15 protein-coding genes are annotated in these 18891 nt (G+C 40.9%); 4 read left to right on the forward strand and 11 right to left on the reverse strand.

Features of this window, described 5'->3' with window-relative positions:
• Window positions 1–25: 25 nt before the first annotated feature.
• Genes panB through QMA00_RS03810 form a run of 3 tightly spaced genes read left to right on the forward strand, consistent with a single transcriptional unit; the run spans window position 26 to window position 1938 of the window.
• Window positions 26–820, forward strand: a complete 795-nt coding sequence (gene panB, locus QMA00_RS03800; protein WP_076920727.1) for a 3-methyl-2-oxobutanoate hydroxymethyltransferase — start codon at window positions 26–28, stop codon at window positions 818–820.
• Complete coding sequence (gene panC / locus QMA00_RS03805) at window positions 820–1668, forward strand: pantoate--beta-alanine ligase (RefSeq protein WP_016900475.1); 849 nt, start codon at window positions 820–822, stop codon at window positions 1666–1668. Before panB ends, panC begins: the two co-directional genes overlap by 1 nt.
• Before the next feature lie 30 nt (window positions 1669–1698).
• Window positions 1699–1938 carry a hypothetical protein gene (locus QMA00_RS03810; protein WP_036981457.1) on the forward strand — a complete coding sequence of 80 codons (240 nt, stop codon included), beginning with the start codon at window positions 1699–1701 and terminating at the stop codon, window positions 1936–1938.
• Window positions 1939–2005: 67 nt separating this feature from the next.
• On the opposite strand, the gene QMA00_RS03815 is transcribed toward QMA00_RS03810, so the two are convergent.
• The 11 genes from QMA00_RS03815 to QMA00_RS03865 form a co-directional block, all read right to left on the reverse strand.
• Entirely contained in the window at window positions 2006–2974 is a 969-nt protein-coding gene (locus tag QMA00_RS03815; protein ID WP_013465745.1) for a phosphate ABC transporter substrate-binding protein PstS family protein, read from the reverse strand.
• A gap of 79 nt (window positions 2975–3053) precedes the next feature.
• The gene (gene phoR / locus QMA00_RS03820; protein WP_076920728.1) at window positions 3054–4400 is read right to left on the reverse strand and encodes a phosphate regulon sensor histidine kinase PhoR; all 1347 of its coding nucleotides are present in this window, start codon (window positions 4398–4400) and stop codon (window positions 3054–3056) included.
• A gap of 93 nt (window positions 4401–4493) precedes the next feature.
• The gene (phoB, locus tag QMA00_RS03825) at window positions 4494–5183 is read right to left on the reverse strand and encodes a phosphate regulon transcriptional regulator PhoB (protein ID WP_013465747.1); all 690 of its coding nucleotides are present in this window, start codon (window positions 5181–5183) and stop codon (window positions 4494–4496) included.
• Window positions 5184–5812: 629 nt separating this feature from the next.
• Window positions 5813–6877, reverse strand: a complete 1065-nt coding sequence (gene fba / locus QMA00_RS03830) for a class II fructose-bisphosphate aldolase (RefSeq protein WP_008111197.1) — start codon at window positions 6875–6877, stop codon at window positions 5813–5815.
• Window positions 6878–7087: 210 nt separating this feature from the next.
• The gene (locus QMA00_RS03835) at window positions 7088–8263 is read right to left on the reverse strand and encodes a phosphoglycerate kinase (RefSeq protein ID WP_076920729.1); all 1176 of its coding nucleotides are present in this window, start codon (window positions 8261–8263) and stop codon (window positions 7088–7090) included.
• A gap of 49 nt (window positions 8264–8312) precedes the next feature.
• Window positions 8313–9326: an erythrose-4-phosphate dehydrogenase gene (epd, locus tag QMA00_RS03840; protein ID WP_076920730.1), complete on the reverse strand. Its 1014-nt coding sequence runs from the start codon at window positions 9324–9326 to the stop codon at window positions 8313–8315.
• A 174-nt stretch (window positions 9327–9500) separates the two neighbouring features.
• Window positions 9501–10238 carry an SIMPL domain-containing protein gene (locus tag QMA00_RS03845; RefSeq protein WP_076920731.1) on the reverse strand — a complete coding sequence of 246 codons (738 nt, stop codon included), beginning with the start codon at window positions 10236–10238 and terminating at the stop codon, window positions 9501–9503.
• A 140-nt stretch (window positions 10239–10378) separates the two neighbouring features.
• Window positions 10379–11002, reverse strand: a complete 624-nt coding sequence (locus QMA00_RS03850; RefSeq protein WP_076920732.1) for a 3'-5' exonuclease — start codon at window positions 11000–11002, stop codon at window positions 10379–10381.
• A gap of 5 nt (window positions 11003–11007) precedes the next feature.
• The gene (locus QMA00_RS03855; RefSeq protein WP_010387614.1) at window positions 11008–12846 is read right to left on the reverse strand and encodes a DUF294 nucleotidyltransferase-like domain-containing protein; all 1839 of its coding nucleotides are present in this window, start codon (window positions 12844–12846) and stop codon (window positions 11008–11010) included.
• 124 nt (window positions 12847–12970) lie between these two features.
• Complete coding sequence (locus QMA00_RS03860; protein ID WP_013465754.1) at window positions 12971–14695, reverse strand: sodium:solute symporter family protein; 1725 nt, start codon at window positions 14693–14695, stop codon at window positions 12971–12973.
• 10 nt (window positions 14696–14705) lie between these two features.
• Window positions 14706–14969: a DUF4212 domain-containing protein gene (locus QMA00_RS03865; protein WP_008464847.1), complete on the reverse strand. Its 264-nt coding sequence runs from the start codon at window positions 14967–14969 to the stop codon at window positions 14706–14708.
• A 451-nt stretch (window positions 14970–15420) separates the two neighbouring features.
• On the opposite strand from QMA00_RS03865, the gene QMA00_RS03870 reads away from it, so the two are divergent.
• Window positions 15421–18861, forward strand: a complete 3441-nt coding sequence (locus tag QMA00_RS03870) for a PAS-domain containing protein (protein ID WP_036956595.1) — start codon at window positions 15421–15423, stop codon at window positions 18859–18861.
• Window positions 18862–18891: the final 30 nt, after the last annotated feature.

Raw genomic sequence — 18891 nt, forward strand, 5'->3', positions numbered from 1 at the left:
TAAGGCCACTGTCTGCGAGAATATTATGTCTAAAATAACCGTTTCAACTTTGAATAAAATGAAGGCTGAAAGTAATAAAATCACTGCGTTAACAGCTTATGATGCCAGTTTTGCTAAGTTATTTCATGAGAATGGCGTTGAAGTTGTTTTAGTCGGTGACTCTTTGGGAATGGTATTACAAGGTGGCGATGACACACTCGCTGTAACAAACCAAGAAATTGCGTACCATACTCGCTGTGTTCGTGCTGGAAGCCGTGACCTATTTGTTATTGCCGACTTACCGTTTATGACCTATGCAAATCCAAATGATGCCTGTAAAAATGCCGCAGAGTTGATGCGCGCAGGTGCTAACATGATCAAGCTTGAAGGCGGTGAATGGCTACATGACAGCATTAAATCACTCACTCAACAAGGTATTCCGGTGTGTGGGCATTTAGGGCTTACGCCACAATCTGTGCACGTATTTGGTGGTTTTAAAATTCAAGGCCGTGAAGAAGTACAAGCACAAAAAATTATTGCCGATGCAAAAGCATTAGAGGCCGCGGGTGCTCAACTACTCGTGCTTGAGTGTATTCCAAGTGCCTTAGCAAAACGTATTACTGACTCATTAAGCATTCCGACTATAGGGATTGGTGCGGGCAATGTAACCGATGGTCAAATTTTGGTTATGCACGATTTAGTCGGCATTTCTGCAGGCTACATTCCTAAATTTTCAAAAAACTTTTTACTCGAAACAGGCAACATGCCTGCCGCTGTTAAAAAGTATTGTAACGATGTTAAAAGCGGCGTTTTTCCAAGCCCTGAACACGAGTTTAAATAATGCAGTCAATCACTGAAATTAAATCATTACGCAGTCAAATAAGAGCTTGGCGCCAAGCGGGTTTAAGTGTTGCACTAGTACCTACTATGGGTAACCTGCACCGCGGCCACTTTTCGTTGGTAGAAAAAGCAAAAACACTGGCCGACAAAGTCGTTGTTAGTATTTTTGTTAACCCGATGCAATTTGGTGCTAACGAAGATCTAGACAATTATCCGCGTACCTTAGATGCCGATAAACAAGGTTTAGCCGATCTTGAAACGGATATTTTGTTTATCCCCAGTGTAGAGGCTATTTACCCAAATGGCTTAGGGGTGCAAAGTTTTGTTGATGTACCAGGTATTTCGATGGGCTATTGCGGCGGCTCACGTCCTGGTCATTTTAAAGGTGTAGCAACAGTTGTCACTAAACTATTTAACTTAGTCCAACCTGATTACGCCTGCTTTGGTGAAAAAGACTTTCAACAGCTGCAAGTTGTTAAAACAATGGCCCGTGATTTGTCGATACCAGTAGAAATTATTGGTGTGCCAACGATGCGTGAAGTTAGCGGCCTTGCCATGAGCTCACGCAATGGGTATTTATCAAGTGATGAAAAGCAAACCGCTACGATTTTATTCAATACTTTAAATCACTGTGCGCAGCAACTAAAAAGCGGAAATAAAGCGTTTGCTACTCTTGAAGCTGATGCTAAAGCGACTTTAGAAAGCGCAGGGCTAAAACCAGATTATTTTTCGATAGCTCAACGAGATACATTAAAAGCTGCTACACTCGAAGATACACGGTTTGTTATTTTAGCTGCCGCCTTTTTAGGAAGTGTTAGATTAATCGACAATATACAGGTTGAAGTTTAATACTGGTGTAGCCTCACTTTAAGGATAAGTATGAAAACTTTTATTAAAACTAGCCTCGTGGCTTTTTCGTTTGCAGTTCTTGCTGGCTGCCAGAGCCAGGCGGGTAATCCAGCACTTAATCAATGTGCTCAGCAAAGTTATCAATGCGAAACCAGCTGTGAACAACAAACAACCACCGACAGCCTTAAGTCACAGGTTTGCTCATCTAAGTGCATCGAAGCGTATAATCAATGCAAAGTACAAGCTGAAAACTTAAGTAAAGCTGACTAATATCAATCGGCATAAATTGTAAACCAAAAAAAACCGCTCATTTGAGCGGTTTTTAATTATTAGCGGTTTATTTTAAGCCTAACTTTTTCAACTCAACTTCAACTAGCTTTGCAGAAAGTGGCACATAACCATCTTTTTCTACAATTTTTTGACCTTCTTGCGAAAGTACCATCTTTAAAAACTCAGCTTCAACTGGGCCAAGTGGCTTATTTGGGTGTTTATTTACATAAACATATAAGAAACGTGAAAGTGGGTATTTACCTTGAGCTACGTTTTCAAGCGTGGCATCTACAAAGTTAGTACCTTTTTTAGATAACGGAACAGTGCGCACACCCGATGTTTTATAACCAATGCCAGAATAACCAATGGCATTTAGTGATGCTGAAATTGACTGTACAACAGAAGCTGAACCCGGTTGCTCGTTCACGTTATTACGAAAATCGCCTTTACATAAGGCTTTCTTTTTAAAGTAACCGTAAGTCCCTGATACTGAGTTACGTCCATATAATTGCACGTCTTTTGCAGCCCAATCACCTTCTAGACCAACATCACTCCAGCGGTTTACTTGCTCTGGTGCGCCACATTTACGTGTTGATGAGAAAATAGCATCGATTTGGTCAATACGTAGCCCTTCAATTGGGTTATCTTTATGAACAAATACCGCTAATGCATCAATTGCTACACGTACTTGTGTTGGCTTATAACCATAGCGCTTTTCAAATGCTTCAATTTCTTTCGACTTCATAGCACGGCTCATTGGACCTAAATTTGCCGTACCTTCTGTTAGTGCTGGTGGCGCAGTAGACGAACCTGCCGCTTGAATTTGAATATTTACATTTGGGTAAATACGCTTATATTCTTCAGCCCAAAAGGTCATCATGTTGGCTAACGTATCAGACCCTACCGATGAAAAGTTACCTGATACACCGCTAATTTTTTGATACTCAGGCATACCGTCTTCTAATGCTACTGCTTGCGCAGATACAAATGTTGTAACAGCCACACCCATTGCGGCAACTAAGTTTTTAAATTTCATTTTGGGGTTCTCCAGTTTGTTCGTCCCATTTCCTAACTGCGGTTCACTCTAAAGTGAGTACATGACAATGGTGTGACTCTTAAATGACACTTTTATGACTAGCAGTATTACTCGTCACTAATGGCGGAATAGAGATCAGCCTATCGCTTGAAAACGCAAAAGAAAAACAAGAACCTTTACCCAGCTCGCTGTGAATTTTTAATTGACTACCATGGCGAGTAAGCACATGCTTGGTAATAGCTAAACCTAAGCCTGAGCCACCTGTGGTGCGGCTTCTGGCTTTATCTACTCGATAAAAACGCTCAGTTAACCGGTTAATATGCTCAGGTGCAATACCATCACCATTATCGGTAACACTAAAGCATGCTTGTTCATTATTGCGCTGCCAAAGTACCTCAATTTTACCGCCTGGTTTAGTATAATGAATGGCATTAAATACTAAATTTGAAAAGGCACTTCTAAGTTCATCCTCAGCTCCGGTAATATCAAGCGATGCATCAATCTTAAAAATAAGTTGATGGCCTTTGTCTTGATTAATAGATTGCGCTTCTGTTTCAATTAAGTTTAATAATCGTGGCACATTCACCGCTTTGTCATTACTGTGTCGCTTTCCCCCTTCGATGCGCGATAACGACAACAGCTGATTAACCAAGCTATCCATACGCTTACATTGCTCTAGCATAGTAGTTTGTGCTTTATTCCACATTGCAGGCGGGGGAAGTGAATCACTATCGAGCATTTCAAGGTAGCCGGTAACAACAGTTAAAGGGGTTCTAAGCTCATGAGAGACGTTTGCTACAAAGTCTTTACGCATCTGCTCAAGTTGCTTTAAGCGAGTAACATCGCGTACCACTACCAACAACTGTGTATTGGCATAAGGCATCACCCTAAACTCAAGAACTTGCTCAACACTGTGGCCACTTTCAAGCTCCAGAGCATCGCTAAACTCTTTACGACGCATATATTTAGCAAATTTAGGATCGCGAATGAGGTTATCTAAACGCTGACCATGATCAACCGGCCATTGTAACCCTAACACTTTGAGTGCAAGTTGATTACACCACACAATTGATAAATCGTTTTGCAATACAACAACAGCATCAGGCACCGCCTCAGCACCGTCACGAAAACGGCGTATCAGCTCTGCCAGTTCGTTACGCTTTTTACGATTACGATGTTGCAGCTGATAGATGCCTTCAAATACTTGCTCCCACAACCCTTCACCTTCTGGTGGGTTAAAACTGCGCTGGTTATGCAGCCAATCACTTAATCGATAAAGTTGATGGTAATGCCACATAAGTAGCGAAAAAGCGCCCAAAAACAACATCAAAAATGGGGCACCAATAAGCACCCCAATTAAAAGTAAAGGTATAAAATAGACAAACAGCCGCTTTGTTAGCGCCTGCTTGTTAATAACTCGATACATACACGCTCTTTACCTTATAAACGCTAGCAGACAAGTTGACTGAACTAGGTTAATAGATTGCTACTTAACTAAGTAAGCTTAACTGTAACCACACTATAGTTTACTCGAAAAGCGATAACCAGCTCCGCGTACCGTTTGTACTAAGCGGTCATGTCCAAGCGTAGCAATTGCCTTACGCAAGCGACGAATATGAACATCTACGGTTCTGTCTTCAACATACACATTCGTTCCCCATACATGATCAAGCAGTTGCTCACGGCTGTAAACACGCTCTGGATGGGTCATAAAAAAGTGTAACAGTCTAAATTCGGTTGGCCCCATATCAAGCTCACTGCCCCCTGAGGTAACACGATGCGAAATAGGGTCCAAGCGCAGGCCATGCACTTCAATTGCTTCTTCTAAAGAGGTAGGTGCTACTCGGCGAATAACCGCTTTAATACGCGCCATTAACTCTTTAGGTGAAAACGGCTTAGTAACGTAATCATCAGCGCCCACTTCTAAACCGCGTATTTTGTCTTCTTCTTCGCCGCGAGCAGTCAGCATAATGATAGGGATTTGGCGTGTGTGTTCATTTTGTTTGAATTTTTTAGCAATTTGAATTCCACTACCACCAGGTAGCATCCAATCGAGTAACACCATATCTGGATAAGGTTCAACCATTGCGGCTATTGCAGAATCATAATCTTCTGCCTCAATGGCTTGAAAGCCATTTTGTTCTAAAACAAAAACCAACATTTCCCTGATAGGTGCTTCGTCATCAACGACTAATACTTTACGTGACATTCCAATTTATCTCTTAGGCTATTGAGTAGGTTTCATTATTATGACTAAGTATGACATTTTTATTAAAGTGTAACGTCTAAATTAAAATGAGTGTAAAAAAAACACAAAATAGTGACAAAAAATAGAATTTGTCATATTTTTATCATCTTGAGCAGTAATAAAAAAGCGGTTTGCAGTAAAAAGAATCAATCATTAAAGTCACTATTTATGGTATCAACATGGGATCATCAAATTACTAACTAGCATCAATTTTCACGCTTAATAATAAAAGTTAGCACCTGCTTAACAGTGTTTAGATCAGGTTTATTATGATCTTAAATACAAGGATCAGAGTTTTATCAAGCAGATCCCTTTTCGGATCACTATTTTACCCACTAACAAAGCTAAACCAATGATTTACTGTGTGATTTTTATCCATTAATCATGATGTTCGACACTTAAAAGTACAAAATACGTCACTTTAAGCCTTTTACTTAGTAAAGTAATGATCCCAGATATGACAAGTTAGTAATCGAGTGATCCCTAATTAATAACTAGGTAAAATACTGATCTCTTACAGATCAAAAAAGCCAGTGCGTAAGCAACTGGCTTTTTATAATGAGTGCGAGAGTATCGCCGTTATTGGCTCATTATTTTATTTTTGGGTTTAACTCACCGCTTAAGTATTTAAGGTGCATTTCATCCAATGAAATTGGCTTAATTTTACTTGCTTGACCCGCAGTACCAAACGCTTCGTAACGGGCGATACAAATATCAGTCATCGCTTGTGTTGCAGCAGCTAAAAACTTACGTGGGTCGAAGTTAGACGGGTTCATTGCTAAATGACGACGGATTGCACCGGTAGACGCTAAACGTAAGTCAGTATCAATGTTTACCTTACGCACACCGTATTTAATACCTTCAACGATTTGCTCAACTGGCACACCGTATGTTTCAGGAATTTCGCCACCGTATTGGTTAATCACTTCTAACCACTCTTGTGGTACAGAAGACGAGCCATGCATTACTAAGTGCGTGTTTGGAATACGCGCATGAATTTCTTTAATACGATCAATCGCTAAAATGTCATCGGTTGGTGGACGCGTAAATTTGTAGGCACCGTGTGATGTACCACAGGCAATAGCCAGCGCATCAACATGGGTTTTATTTACAAAATCTGCCGCTTCTTCTGGATTCGTTAGCATTTGCTCTGTGGTAAGTTTACCCTCAGCGCCAACGCCGTCTTCTTCACCCGCTTCACCGGTTTCAAGTGAACCTAATACACCTAGCTCACCCTCTACAGATACGCCACACGCGTGTGCCATTTCAACTGTTTTACGTGTTACATCAACGTTGTAATCGTAGCTTGACGGAGTTTTACCATCGCTCATTAACGAGCCATCCATCATTACTGATGAAAAACCTAACTGAATTGAACGCTGACATACACCCGGTGATGTACCGTGATCCTGATGCATAACCACGGGGATATGTGGCCATTCTTCAACTGCCGCTAAAATCATATGACGAATAAAAGGTGCACCGGCATACGCACGTGCGCCCGCAGAACCTTGCACAATAACAGGGCTGTTTGTTTTATCAGCCGCTTCCATAATTGCACGCATTTGCTCTTGGTTATTTACATTAAACGCGGGTACACCGTAACCATGCTCAGCGGCATGATCCAGAAGTTGTCGCATACTGATTAAAGCCATTGGGTATTCTCCAATTTATCGGTAGTTATTTTACTACCTAGTTTGAACGGATTTGTTAGTTTGGCGCAATCACTGCGCCATGAATTAAAAGGCAAATGACCTAAAATTCATATTATTAACGACTAAATAAAAGTGAGAGGTATTTACTCGTTAATTGTAGCAGATGTGGGATTAGCACATCTGCTTTACGGCTAGCTAATACCCTAGGTATTATTTAGCGCGTGATTCTAGCATTGCAACTGCAGGTAGTTTTTTGCCTTCTAAAAACTCTAAGAACGCACCACCACCTGTAGAGATATACGATACTTTATCACTAATGCCATACTTATCAATTGCCGCTAGGGTGTCACCACCACCAGCAATAGAAAATGCGCTTGAATCAGCAATCGCTTTTGCAATAGCACGTGTACCATTACCGAACTGATCAAATTCAAAAACACCGACTGGGCCATTCCATACAACGGTGCCCGCATTAGCAATAATTTTTGCAAGTTTGTTTGCTGTATCAGGGCCAATATCAAAAATCATATCGTCGCTGGTAACTTCGCTTACATCTTTAAGTGTTGCTACAGCTGATTCTGAGAATTCATTACCCACAACAACATCAGTCGGTACTGGAATTTCACCATTGTTAGCTTTTGCTGCTGCACATAAGCGATTAGCTTCGTCCATTAAGTCAGCCTCAAAAAGTGACTTACCTACAGGATAACCTGCAGCTGCAATAAAGGTATTAGCAATACCGCCACCGGTAACAAGCTGGTCAACAATTTTAGATAACGAATCAAGTACGGTTAACTTAGTTGACACTTTAGAGCCACCCACAATCGCCACGAGCGGGCGTGCTGGGTTATCAAGTGCTTTGCCTAGCGCTTCAAGTTCAGCTGATAATAATGGACCGGCACACGCTACATCAGCAAATAAACCTACACCATGCGTTGATGCTTGTGCGCGATGCGCAGTACCAAAAGCATCCATTACGTACACGTCACATAATGCAGCTAATTGCTTTGATAAGGTTTCGTCGTCTTTTTTCTCGCCTTTATTAAAACGCACGTTTTCAAAAACAACCACTTCGTTATCTGCAACATCAACGCCGTTTAGGTAATCTTTTTCTAGGCGAACTGTTTGCTCAAGTGCATCATTTAAGTAATCGACAACCGGAGCCAATGAAAACTCGTCTTCGTATTGCCCTTCCGTAGGACGACCAAGGTGTGACATAACCATCACTTTCGCGCCTTTCTCTAACGCTAGTTTGATAGTAGGTAACGCAGCACGAATACGTGCGTCTGACGTCACTTTACCTGCTTTAACGGGTACATTTAAATCTTCACGAATTAATACACGCTTGCCGTTTAAATCTAAATCTGCCATTTTTATGACCGACATGAACATCTCCTTAGTTAACGATACTAAACCAATAAATACGTTTTAAATATTACTTAAATGCCATCATAGCACGCGCGGTATCAAGCATGCGATTCGCAAATCCCCACTCGTTATCACACCAAACTAATAACTTTATCAGTCGTTTATGACTAACACGTGTCTGTGTGCCATCTATAATACAAGAATGGGGATCGTGGTTAAAATCAACCGATACCAATGGCTCTTCGGTGTAACTCAAAATACCTTCAAGGCGGTCTTTAGCTTGTGCTTTAAGGGCATTATTAACCGCACTTAAATCTACATCTGCATTAACCGTGACACTTAAATCCATCGCCGTCACATTAATGGTCGGTACACGGACCGCAATGGCCTCAAAGCGACCTTTAAATTTAGGTAAAATACGGTCTATACCACGGGCTAATTTTGTATCTACAGGAATAATAGACTGGCTGGCGGCACGTGTACGGCGTAAATCATGATGATACGCATCAATTACTTGCTGATCGTTCATTGACGCATGAATGGTCGTAATAGCACCTGATTCAATGCCAAAGGCATCATCGAGTACTTTAATAACAGGAACGACGCAGTTAGTTGTACACGAGCCATTAGAGACAATAGTATGCTCGCTTTTAAGCTCATCGTCATTAATACCGTAAACAATAGTGGCATCAACATCATTATCCGCAGGATGTGAAAACAGCACCTTTTTTGCGCCCGCAGTCAAATGTAACTGTGCGTGCTCACGTGAGTGGTAAACCCCCGTACATTCAAGCACCACATCAACATCTAACGTTTGCCACGGTAATTCAACTGGATTTTGTTCACAAAATAACGCAATGGTGTCATCAGCAACGCTGATAGTGTCTTCACCTAGTTTAACTGGAAAAGCAAAACGACCATGAGAGGTGTCGTATTTTAACAAATGGGCAATAGCTTCAGGGTCGGCTAGTTCGTTAATTGCAACAATTTTGATCTCGTCGCTTAAGCCTGATTCGTATAGTGCACGGACAATATTTCGACCAATACGACCAAAACCATTAATTGCAAGTTTGATTGTCATGAAATATAAAATCCACTCTAGTTACGTACAGAGAAAGGCAGCGTCGCCTTTTAGATGGCGGTATTGTAATCGACCTTGCCTGTGATTATAAGAGCCAAGCATTAGAAACTTTAAATTAACGTCATAATCAACACACAATGCGCTTTTACTTTTAACTCGGCTTCGCGATATTTGCTATTTTAGTTTTAAATCAAACACCACGTTTATTGATGCTTTAACGCTTATTCTTGCACCTAAATATTGCTGCTTAAATGGGTTCTCGTTATTTCTAGCAGCCATGCTATTTCTGTGGCTAGATAAAACAATGTGCTTAACACCGCTCGCGTCGTAATCTGAGCTACTGGAATTTGCACTAATACTATAAACGTTGCCAAGTTCAGCACCAAAAGACTGAGCGAGCTTATTTCCCTTCGCTTTTGCGTTATCAATTGCTAGTTGTGTTGCCTCTGCCTCTAACTGCGTGGCCTTGGAGGATAAACCATTAATTTTTTTGATATTGTCTATTTGTAAGCGTTGAGCAAAATCAATAAATTCATCGACTTTTTTAATATCTTTCAATGTGACTTTAACTGTTTTCAGAGCTAAATAATTATCGCTTAAAGCAATCCCAGATTCTGTACCAACCTTAGTGTATATCTTGCTTTTTAAACCCGATATATGAACATCGCCTTGTCCAAAATCATACTTATCTAATTCTTCAAGTAACACGCTAACTCGGCCATCAAGGTCACGTTTAGCTTCAAGTAATGTATCTTCAATGCTTTTTACTTCAAATATAATTTGAGCCATATCTGGCTCAACTAATACCTCAGCTGTGCCATGTACAGAAATATGACGATTAGTTGGCACGCTTGAATTAGCAAAAGTAATAAGAGGGAATAAGGTAATAAAAATAGCGGTGATGAATTTCATATTCGTTCCTTGAATTTTTAATAAAATACGCGTTCCCATAATTATACAAACAAGAATAAAAGTAAACTGCATGCAATTAAGCTTAGTGCATACTTTATAGTTGGGTTTCTTATAGTTGGGTTTCGCTGTCCTTAACCAACCTACATTAGATCGCCTACTTTAAGTTCTTTACCGGCGCCTATTTGATGGCATTGGGCTAATAACAGCTCAGCAGTGGCTTGTGCATCGGTAAGCGCATGATGGCAATGATAGCTTGGTAAATCGTAGCGATTACGGCATTCATTTAAGGTTAAATCATCTAATTTGATATCGCTTGCGTGTTGCAGTAAGCGCTTTTTTTCTATTTGTAAGGTATCGATGATCAGCTTAGGCCGCTGGATGATCCCTGCATTTTTTAGTGCTAACTTTAAAAAGCCCCAGTCGAGCATGGCATTATGAAATACTAAAATACAGTCACTAAAGTGAGCGCTTAAAGACGTTAAAATGCTTTGTAGACTTTGCCCTTGTGCCACCGAGTCAGTACTAATGCCATGAAAAACGGGGCTCTGCTCTAAACTTTTCACCTCTTTATTAACCAAATGCTGCGACTGACTGTTTTTGATACATTCGTTATCAATCAGTACCCAAGCAACCGAGACAATTTCATGTTGTTTAGGATCAAGCCCTGTTAATTCCAAATCAATCACTAAATAACGTTGCTTTAAAGCACTTTGCGCAAGCAAATGGCGGCGCTTTAAATAACGAGTAATAAGCTGCTTAACCATTGTTGTTACAAACTCCCACGCGCAAATTTAAACGCCGCGCCTTGCTGCGCTTGTTTTACTAGGTAAAACGCTTCTTTAAGCTGATGACGCTCTAACGAATTGAGCTTATCTGGGTTTATACAATTGCTGGGTAACCCCTCTTCGTTTATTTGTGTACGCAACCTAAGTTGAGTTAAAAATCGCCAACAATCTTTTAAATTATAAATATCTTCTTTGCTTAACAATGAATACTTTAATAAAGCATCCAACCGCTCTTGGGTGTTAGCACGGCGGATGCCTACTTTTAATGCATACAGCCTTGCCAGATCGTTAATGATCACCACCCCGCGCTTTTTAAGATCGATGTACTTATGGTGTTGCTCTGTTTTTTCGGTTTTAAAGTTATTGAATAAACCAATCGGCGCACTGTTAGCGTTAACATCGCTGGCCATTGCCGCATAAAAAAGATCGTTGCGAGAAATATGGGTCAACTCTTCACAAAACTGGCTATAGAGTGTGGTTGAGCCTTCAATAAAACGCAGATCAAAAAATATTTTACAGTTGAGCATTGCCTGGGGTGTGGGACTGGTGATCCACTTTAAAAACTTCGCCCCCCAATCACTAACACTCATTCGACACGCATCACTGCTAGCCATTATGTTACCAGGGCAACGACGAATGCCGCACTCAACTAAGTTTTCACAAACAAATTCGCCCATCTGTTTAAAATATGCGTGCTGTTCATCGTTTAGACCATCAGGTAATAACAAGCCATTATCTTGATCTGAATGCAGTGTTTGCTCTTCGCGCGCTTGAGAGCCAAAACAAATAAAACTAAAACTGGTTGGCGCGGCGCCATGGTGTTGTTGAAATAAAAAAATTAGCCGCGAGGTCAACGCATCGGTTAAACCACTGAGTAACTTTCCGATCAGCGAAATATCATCAATATTATTTGAAAAACCTTTTAATAACTCAGGAATTTCTTTCGCGTAACGTTTTAAATCAGCCACATTATGGGCCTTGTAAATACGACCAATTAGCTGCACTGGGTCGCTTTTTTGTTGGCGTAGTAAGTCTGTACTGGTGATCATTCCTAGCGGTTTGTGGTTTTCGTCAAGCACAGGTAAATGATGAATATTATGCTTAAGCATTAAGTGCAGCGCTGAAAATACGCGGTTATTTTCAAATATAAACTTAGGCTTATTGGTCATAATACTATTGATAGCTTGCGCGGGGTCCACCTCATCAGCAAGCACTCGGTTACGTAAATCCCGATCTGTAACTACTCCAACAAGATGCGAATTTTCGGTGATCATCATTGATGAAATCCCATGCTCTTGCATTTTTTTAGCACTATGACGGATGCTGGCATCGGGGGGCAGCGTAATCGCTTTGCGAGTCATGATCTCTGATATTTTACGCTCAGACCAGCTGTCGTTATTACTTTTATAATGTGATGACAGCAATCGATTAGCATGAGCACGAACAAAGTATTGCTCGAATGCTTTATATTCTCGACGTAAGTAATCAAAATCCGTTTGGTCGAGCATATAGACAATGCCCTCTTTTTGTACTTCTAAACTGTTTTGTATTGAATCTCCCGTCAGTAACGAGGGATAACCAAAGTAATCACCTTGAGTTAAACGCGTTACCGTATCGCCTTGAGCATCCACTAAATCGTATAACCCGGAACGAATTAAAAATAATTTAGGCTGTTCACTGTTAAGCCATTGCGTTTGGTTTTCTCGGGTCAAATAAATACTATCGAGATGGTTAACAAAATAACTGCAGGCGCTGTCCTGTAACATTGAAAATGGTGCTTGCTTGTTAATAAACTGCGCGACTTCCTGTTGCTCACTACTCATAAATCATCCTCAATAAAAAAGCGACTTAACCTGAAATATAGTTATTTAATGTAGTCATTATTTAAACAAATAAAAAGCCCGACTTAAGTCGGGCTTTGATGCGTTATATCATTAGATATATGGATTAGTGAGCATGCGCTTCACTAGACCCTTTAGGATTACGAATACCTTCAACCATTTCTTGAATTTCAACTGGTGTCGGTTGAGTCATTTTCATAACACCTGCAGCTACTGCAAAGTTAATGATCATGCCTACTAAACCAATCCCTTCAGGTGAAATACCTAAGAACCAATTTTCTGGGCTATTAAGCTCTGGACTCACAAACTTGAAGTAGATGATGTATGCAGCAGTAAAGGTGATACCCGTTACCATGCCTGCAATTGCACCATGTTTATTCATTGATTTAGAGAAAATACCCATAATAATTGCAGGGAAGAAGCTCGCCGCCGCTAAGCCGAAGGCAAAGGCAACAACCGAGGCCACAAATCCTGGCGGGTTAATCCCAAAGTAAGCGGATATTACAATAGCAATCATCGCTGCCAACCTCGCTGCAAGTAATTCTTGCTTGTCGGTTATATCCGGTTTGAGTGTCCGTTTAAGTAAATCGTGCGATACTGAGGTTGAAATAACCAATAGTAAGCCCGCTGTAGTCGATAGTGCCGCGGCAATACCACCAGCAGCAACGAGTGCAATAACCCATGCTGGTAAGTCGGCAATTTCAGGGTTCGCTAGTACCATAATATCGCGGTCAACGTTTACTTCGTTCGCGCTATTAGGGTCAGTGATTTTACCTGATGTGTAAAACATTTTGCCGTCACCATTTTTATCATTAAAGGTGATTAGGCCCGTACGTTCCCAGTTTTTGATCCATGCAGGCGCATCTGCATACGCTGTGCCGCTACCGTCTTTACCATTAATGGTGTCAATCATGTTTACACGGGCAAACGAAGCTACTGCGGGTGCTGTTGTGTAAACAATAGCAATAAATACCAGTGTCCACGCCGCTGAAATACGTGTGTCCTTTACGCGAGGTACAGTGAAAAAACGAACAATTACATGTGGTAAACCAGCAGTACCCACCATAAGAGCACCTGTGATTGCAAATACATCAATCATGCTCTTCGAGCCTTCAGTGTATTGCCCAAAGCCCAACTCAGTACTTAAACCATCTAATTTATCCAATACATACATGCCTGAACCATCACTTAGCGTGGCACCAAACCCTGTTTGTGGAAAAAAGTGACCGGTTGCCATCATCGAGATGAAAATAGCCGGTACTAAATAAGCAAATACCAGTACACAGTACTGCGCAACTTGCGTGTAAGTAATGCCTTTCATGCCACCAAGTACAGCATAAAAGAAAACAATTATCATGCCGATGTAAACGCCGGTTTCAATTTCAACTTCTAAGAAACGCGAGAACACCACACCCACACCACGCATTTGACCCGCAATGTAAGTAAAACAAATAAAGATGGCACATAAAATAGCCACTAAACGCGCAGTACGTGAGTAGTAACGGTCACCGATAAAATCTGGCACGGTAAACTTGCCGAATTTACGTAAGTAAGGCGCTAAACACATAGCCAGTAGTACATAACCACCGGTCCACCCCATTAAGTAAACACTTCCGTCGTAACCCGCAAACGAAATAATACCAGCCATTGAAATAAATGACGCAGCACTCATCCAATCCGCAGCAGTTGCCATACCATTGGCTAGTGGAGGTACACCACCACCGGCAACATAGAATTCATTTGTTGACCCTGCACGAGCCCAGATTGCAATGCCGATATAAAGCGCAAAGCTTAAACCGACGATTATAAAAGTGAGTATTTGAACATCCATTGCTTAGCTCCTATTCGTCTACGCCATATTTTTTATCTAACGTATTCATTTTGAAAACGTACACAAAAATCAAAGCTACAAAGGTATAAATCGCGCCTTGCTGGGCGAACCAGAAGCCAAGTTTAAACCCAAAAAAACGTACTTCATTTAGTACATCTACAAGTAATATGCCAAAGCCAAAAGAGACCACAAACCATACCGCTAATAACTTAAACAGTAATGAAATGTTTTCTGCCCAATAAGCTTTTGCTTGTTCTTCATTTTTAAAAGCCATTTTTATTTTCCCCTTTAAACATCGCAAGATTACGATGGGTGGTTTTTTATATTCGTTAATCAATTTAGCAATGCAATTCAAATATTGAATTGCGACAATAGTCGTAACAACATATTAACGTTTTCGTAAACTGCGCATGATCAATTAATAAACAACTCATGAACCACTTAAATTTCAGTAGCTTAATAGATTTTTATTGCTCAAGTTTTTAGCCAAATTAAAACAAACCGTGGGAATAAGACATTAGTCTAACCAAATAGACAAAAACAAATTAACCCTTAATTATCATAGCTTTATTTTATTTATAGATAACATAAACAAAATGTATACCCCCTACTTTATTTGCAGCTAGGTATTGTTAATAAGCAAACTCCAACTGGCGCTCGCATCTTGAAATAGTTTGGGTATAGTTATGACAAATTATAAAAACACTCTACGAGGTTAAATAAACATGACAGCTGTACTACTCATTGTTGCCTTTGGCTACATAGGCGTGCTGTTTTGGCTGGCAAATTGGGGTGATAAGACCACCCCACTTGCCAAGCGCATTAGTCATCACCCATTTGTGTATTCATTTGCATTGGGAATTTATTGTACTTCGTGGACTTACTATGGCTCGGTAGGTACCGCTGCTACTAGTAGTTGGAGCTTTTTGCCTATTTTATTAGGACCCGCTTTATTGTTTTTTTTCGGTCAAGGCTTTTTACGTAAACTGGTACTGGTGAGTAAAAAACAAAATATCACCACTATTGCCGACTTTATTTCAGCCCGCTATGGTAAGCGTCAAACCACCGCCATTATGGTGACAATAATCGCCTTATTGGCCACCATTCCGTACATTGCATTGCAATTAAAAGCACTCAGCTCTAGCTTTTTACTCCTACAAAACAGCAATCAGATATCAGGGGATATTTTAGCGCTATCGGCCACGTTAATGATGGCGCTATTTGCTATATTTTTTGGTACGCGCAAAGTTGATGTAACCGAATACCGTTCAGGTTTAATGCTCGCTGTTGCGTTTGAGTCGCTAATAAAGCTGTTTGCTCTGGCTGCTGTAGCAGGGCTTGCAATATATAGCTTATTTAATTTACCCGCAGAAAGTTCTGGCCAAGTCGCCGAGTCAATTTGGCTGCATTGGGCGCAGTTTGACTTTTTTAGCTTTAACTTTGTAGGTCAGTCGCTGATGGCGGCGGCCGCTATTATTTGTTTGCCACGGCAATTTCATGTCACCGTGGTTGATAACCAAGATAAGCGCCATTTATTTACTGCTCGCTGGGCTTTTCCATTGTACTTGTTATTGACCGCTGCAATGATTTTACCTATAGCCACCGCTGCTATTCATCCAGAAATTGGTCGTAGTTTATCACCTGACAGCTTTGTACTGGCACTGCCTATGCTGCACGATAACGCTTTTTTAACCACCTTTGTGTTTATAGGTGGGCTTTCTGCTGCCACAGCCATGATTGTTGTTGCAACGCTTACGCTAAGCACCATGATCTCCAACGACGTGGTGCTACCCTTAATGTTGCGTCGTAAATTTAAACGTAATTTAATCACCAGCAGCTATAAATCCCGCATTTTATTGGTGCGCCGCTTTACCATTGCTGGGGTGCTTATTTTAGCCTACTTCTATCAGCAATGGTTTGGTAGTGGCAGTGCGCTGGCCAGTATGGGGTTAGTGGCTTTCTCATTGGTGTCGCAATTATTGCCTGCTATTGTGGGTGGGTTATATTGGCGAAAAGGCCATGCTTATGGTGTTTATGCCGGGCTACTCGCAGGAGTCATTTGTTGGGTGCTATTTTTGATGCTACCTATTTTAGAAGCCCCTAACCCACTAGACAGTGAGCTACAGCAAACGCTTATAACTAGAGGCACCTTAATTGCGTTGTTTGCTAATATTGGCTGTTATATTAGCTTTTCCTTGGGAGCTGAAGAGCGCTTAATTGATAAAATTCAAGCGGCAGCATTTGTTAATCCCAAAGATCAGGCCATTTTATCTCGTCGCTTAAATAAAAACGTAAAAGCCACGGTATACGACTTTAAAATTTTACTGCAAACCTTTTTAGGCATTCAGCGTAGCCAACAAATTTTATCGCATTACGCACTTCATCATGATTTAAACGACAACAACGCACACCCTCGCGCTGATTTTATTGCCTACTGCGAACGCGCACTAACTGGTGTATTGGGTGCTTCCTCTGCGCAAGCACTTATTCATACAGTATCATCTGGGAAACGCATGGCGTTTGAAGAAGTAGTAAACTTTTTTGATGAAACCACACAGGCACTGCAGTTTAATCAAAACTTATTATTTACTTCACTAGAAAACTTAAGCCACGGACTCTCTGTGGTAGATAAAGATCTCAACCTCGTTGCTTGGAATAAGCGCTACAGCGAAATGTTTAATTACCCTGAAGGTTTTTTACAAGTTGGCCAGCCAATTGAAGAAATAATCCGTTATAACGCAGAGCGCGGTGAATGCGGCCCCGGTGAAATCGAGCGCCATGTTGATAAGCGTGTTCAGCATTTAAAAAATGGCAGTTCACATCACTTTATTCGCCATCGTCGTAATGGCCAAGTTTACGAAATGATAGGCAACCCATTGCCTGATGGGGGGTTTGTAACAAGCTTTTCTGATATTACCAATCATATTAGTACGCAAAATGCGCTCGAAGAAATCAATATGGACTTAGAAAACCGTATTGAAGCGCGTACCCAAGAGGTGCAAACCATTAATAGTAACCTGCAAGCACAAATCGATAGTCGCGTACAAACAGAGCAAGCACTTACTTTAGCCAAACGCGAAGCAGAACAGGCGAATGATAGTAAAACCCGCTTTTTAGCACTGGCTAGCCATGATATTTTACAGCCGCTCAATGCGGCACGATTATATCTCGCCGCCATTGATGAAACTCAGTTAGATAGCACCAATAAAAATAACTTTAATAAGCTAGGTGATAGCCTCGATTCCACCGTGCATTTAATGTCGGCTTTATTAGAAATTGCCAAGCTAGAGCAAGGGGCGATGACCCCAAATCCTCGTCACTTTTGCATTGATGATATTTTAGACCCCCTTAAAAGCGAATATGCGATTTTATCGAGCGATAAAGGGCTTTCATTTAAAGTGCGTTCAAATAAACAAATAGTACACAGCGACATTACTTACTTGCGTCGAATACTACAAAACTTGCTGTCTAATGCAATTAAATACACCGAAAATGGCCGAGTGTTAATTGCCTGCAGAAACAGAAAACACAGTTTACGGATTGAAGTATGGGATACCGGCCCTGGCATTAGCGATATTGAACAAGCAAAAATATTTAACGACTTTTACCGAATTGAAGCGGGCGATAATAAAGGCGTTGGCTTAGGTTTAGGGGTGGTTAAACGTATGGCTGATTTATTGAGCCTGCCGATTGATGTGGTTTCATTACCTAATAAAGGCAGCCGATTTAGCATTGAAGTGCCTTATGGTGATACGCAATTAGTACAGCAAAAACAAACCAGTCAAAATATAGTCGACAACCGCGCCGCGATAAATATTATTGCCGTTGACGACGATCCTGAAAACCTTGCCGCCATGGCCAGCCTAATGAAGCGCTGGCAGGCAAATTACACCCTATTCGATAAAGTAGACGCGGTGTTAACTTATGCAAAAGAACAGAGAGCACCTGATGTTATTTTAATGGACTATCAATTAGGTAATGATTGGGATGGGATTACATTAATTAAAGCGCTACGCGAGATTTGGCAAAGCGATATTCCGGCTATTTTAATTACCGCTGTGCGTGACACCGAGCTAAAACAAACCACCAAAGCCGAAAATATTCATTACCTGAGTAAGCCAGTAAAACCAGGCAAACTTAAAGCACTGCTGAATCACAGTACTTGACGATTAATAAGAGTTTAAGCCCAGTAAGTA

It is taken from the genome of Pseudoalteromonas sp. APC 3694 (assembly GCF_030407565.1).
Classification (GTDB): domain Bacteria; phylum Pseudomonadota; class Gammaproteobacteria; order Enterobacterales; family Alteromonadaceae; genus Pseudoalteromonas; species Pseudoalteromonas tetraodonis.

Excerpts from the sequence above, each read along its gene's own strand:
- panB (WP_076920727.1), top strand. The coding sequence starts at position 26 with ATGTCTAAAATAACCGTTTCAACTTTGAATAAAATGAAGGCTGAAAGT.
- panC (WP_016900475.1), top strand. The coding sequence starts at position 820 with ATGCAGTCAATCACTGAAATTAAATCATTACGCAGTCAAATAAGAGCT.
- QMA00_RS03810 (WP_036981457.1), top strand. The coding sequence starts at position 1,699 with ATGAAAACTTTTATTAAAACTAGCCTCGTGGCTTTTTCGTTTGCAGTT.
- QMA00_RS03815 (WP_013465745.1), bottom strand. The coding sequence starts at position 2,974 with ATGAAATTTAAAAACTTAGTTGCCGCAATGGGTGTGGCTGTTACAACA.
- phoR (WP_076920728.1), bottom strand. The coding sequence starts at position 4,400 with ATGTATCGAGTTATTAACAAGCAGGCGCTAACAAAGCGGCTGTTTGTC.
- phoB (WP_013465747.1), bottom strand. The coding sequence starts at position 5,183 with ATGTCACGTAAAGTATTAGTCGTTGATGACGAAGCACCTATCAGGGAA.
- fba (WP_008111197.1), bottom strand. The coding sequence starts at position 6,877 with ATGGCTTTAATCAGTATGCGACAACTTCTGGATCATGCCGCTGAGCAT.
- QMA00_RS03835 (WP_076920729.1), bottom strand. The coding sequence starts at position 8,263 with ATGTCGGTCATAAAAATGGCAGATTTAGATTTAAACGGCAAGCGTGTA.
- epd (WP_076920730.1), bottom strand. The coding sequence starts at position 9,326 with ATGACAATCAAACTTGCAATTAATGGTTTTGGTCGTATTGGTCGAAAT.
- QMA00_RS03845 (WP_076920731.1), bottom strand. The coding sequence starts at position 10,238 with ATGAAATTCATCACCGCTATTTTTATTACCTTATTCCCTCTTATTACT.
- QMA00_RS03850 (WP_076920732.1), bottom strand. The coding sequence starts at position 11,002 with ATGGTTAAGCAGCTTATTACTCGTTATTTAAAGCGCCGCCATTTGCTT.
- QMA00_RS03855 (WP_010387614.1), bottom strand. The coding sequence starts at position 12,846 with ATGAGTAGTGAGCAACAGGAAGTCGCGCAGTTTATTAACAAGCAAGCA.
- QMA00_RS03860 (WP_013465754.1), bottom strand. The coding sequence starts at position 14,695 with ATGGATGTTCAAATACTCACTTTTATAATCGTCGGTTTAAGCTTTGCG.
- QMA00_RS03865 (WP_008464847.1), bottom strand. The coding sequence starts at position 14,969 with ATGGCTTTTAAAAATGAAGAACAAGCAAAAGCTTATTGGGCAGAAAAC.
- QMA00_RS03870 (WP_036956595.1), top strand. The coding sequence starts at position 15,421 with ATGACAGCTGTACTACTCATTGTTGCCTTTGGCTACATAGGCGTGCTG.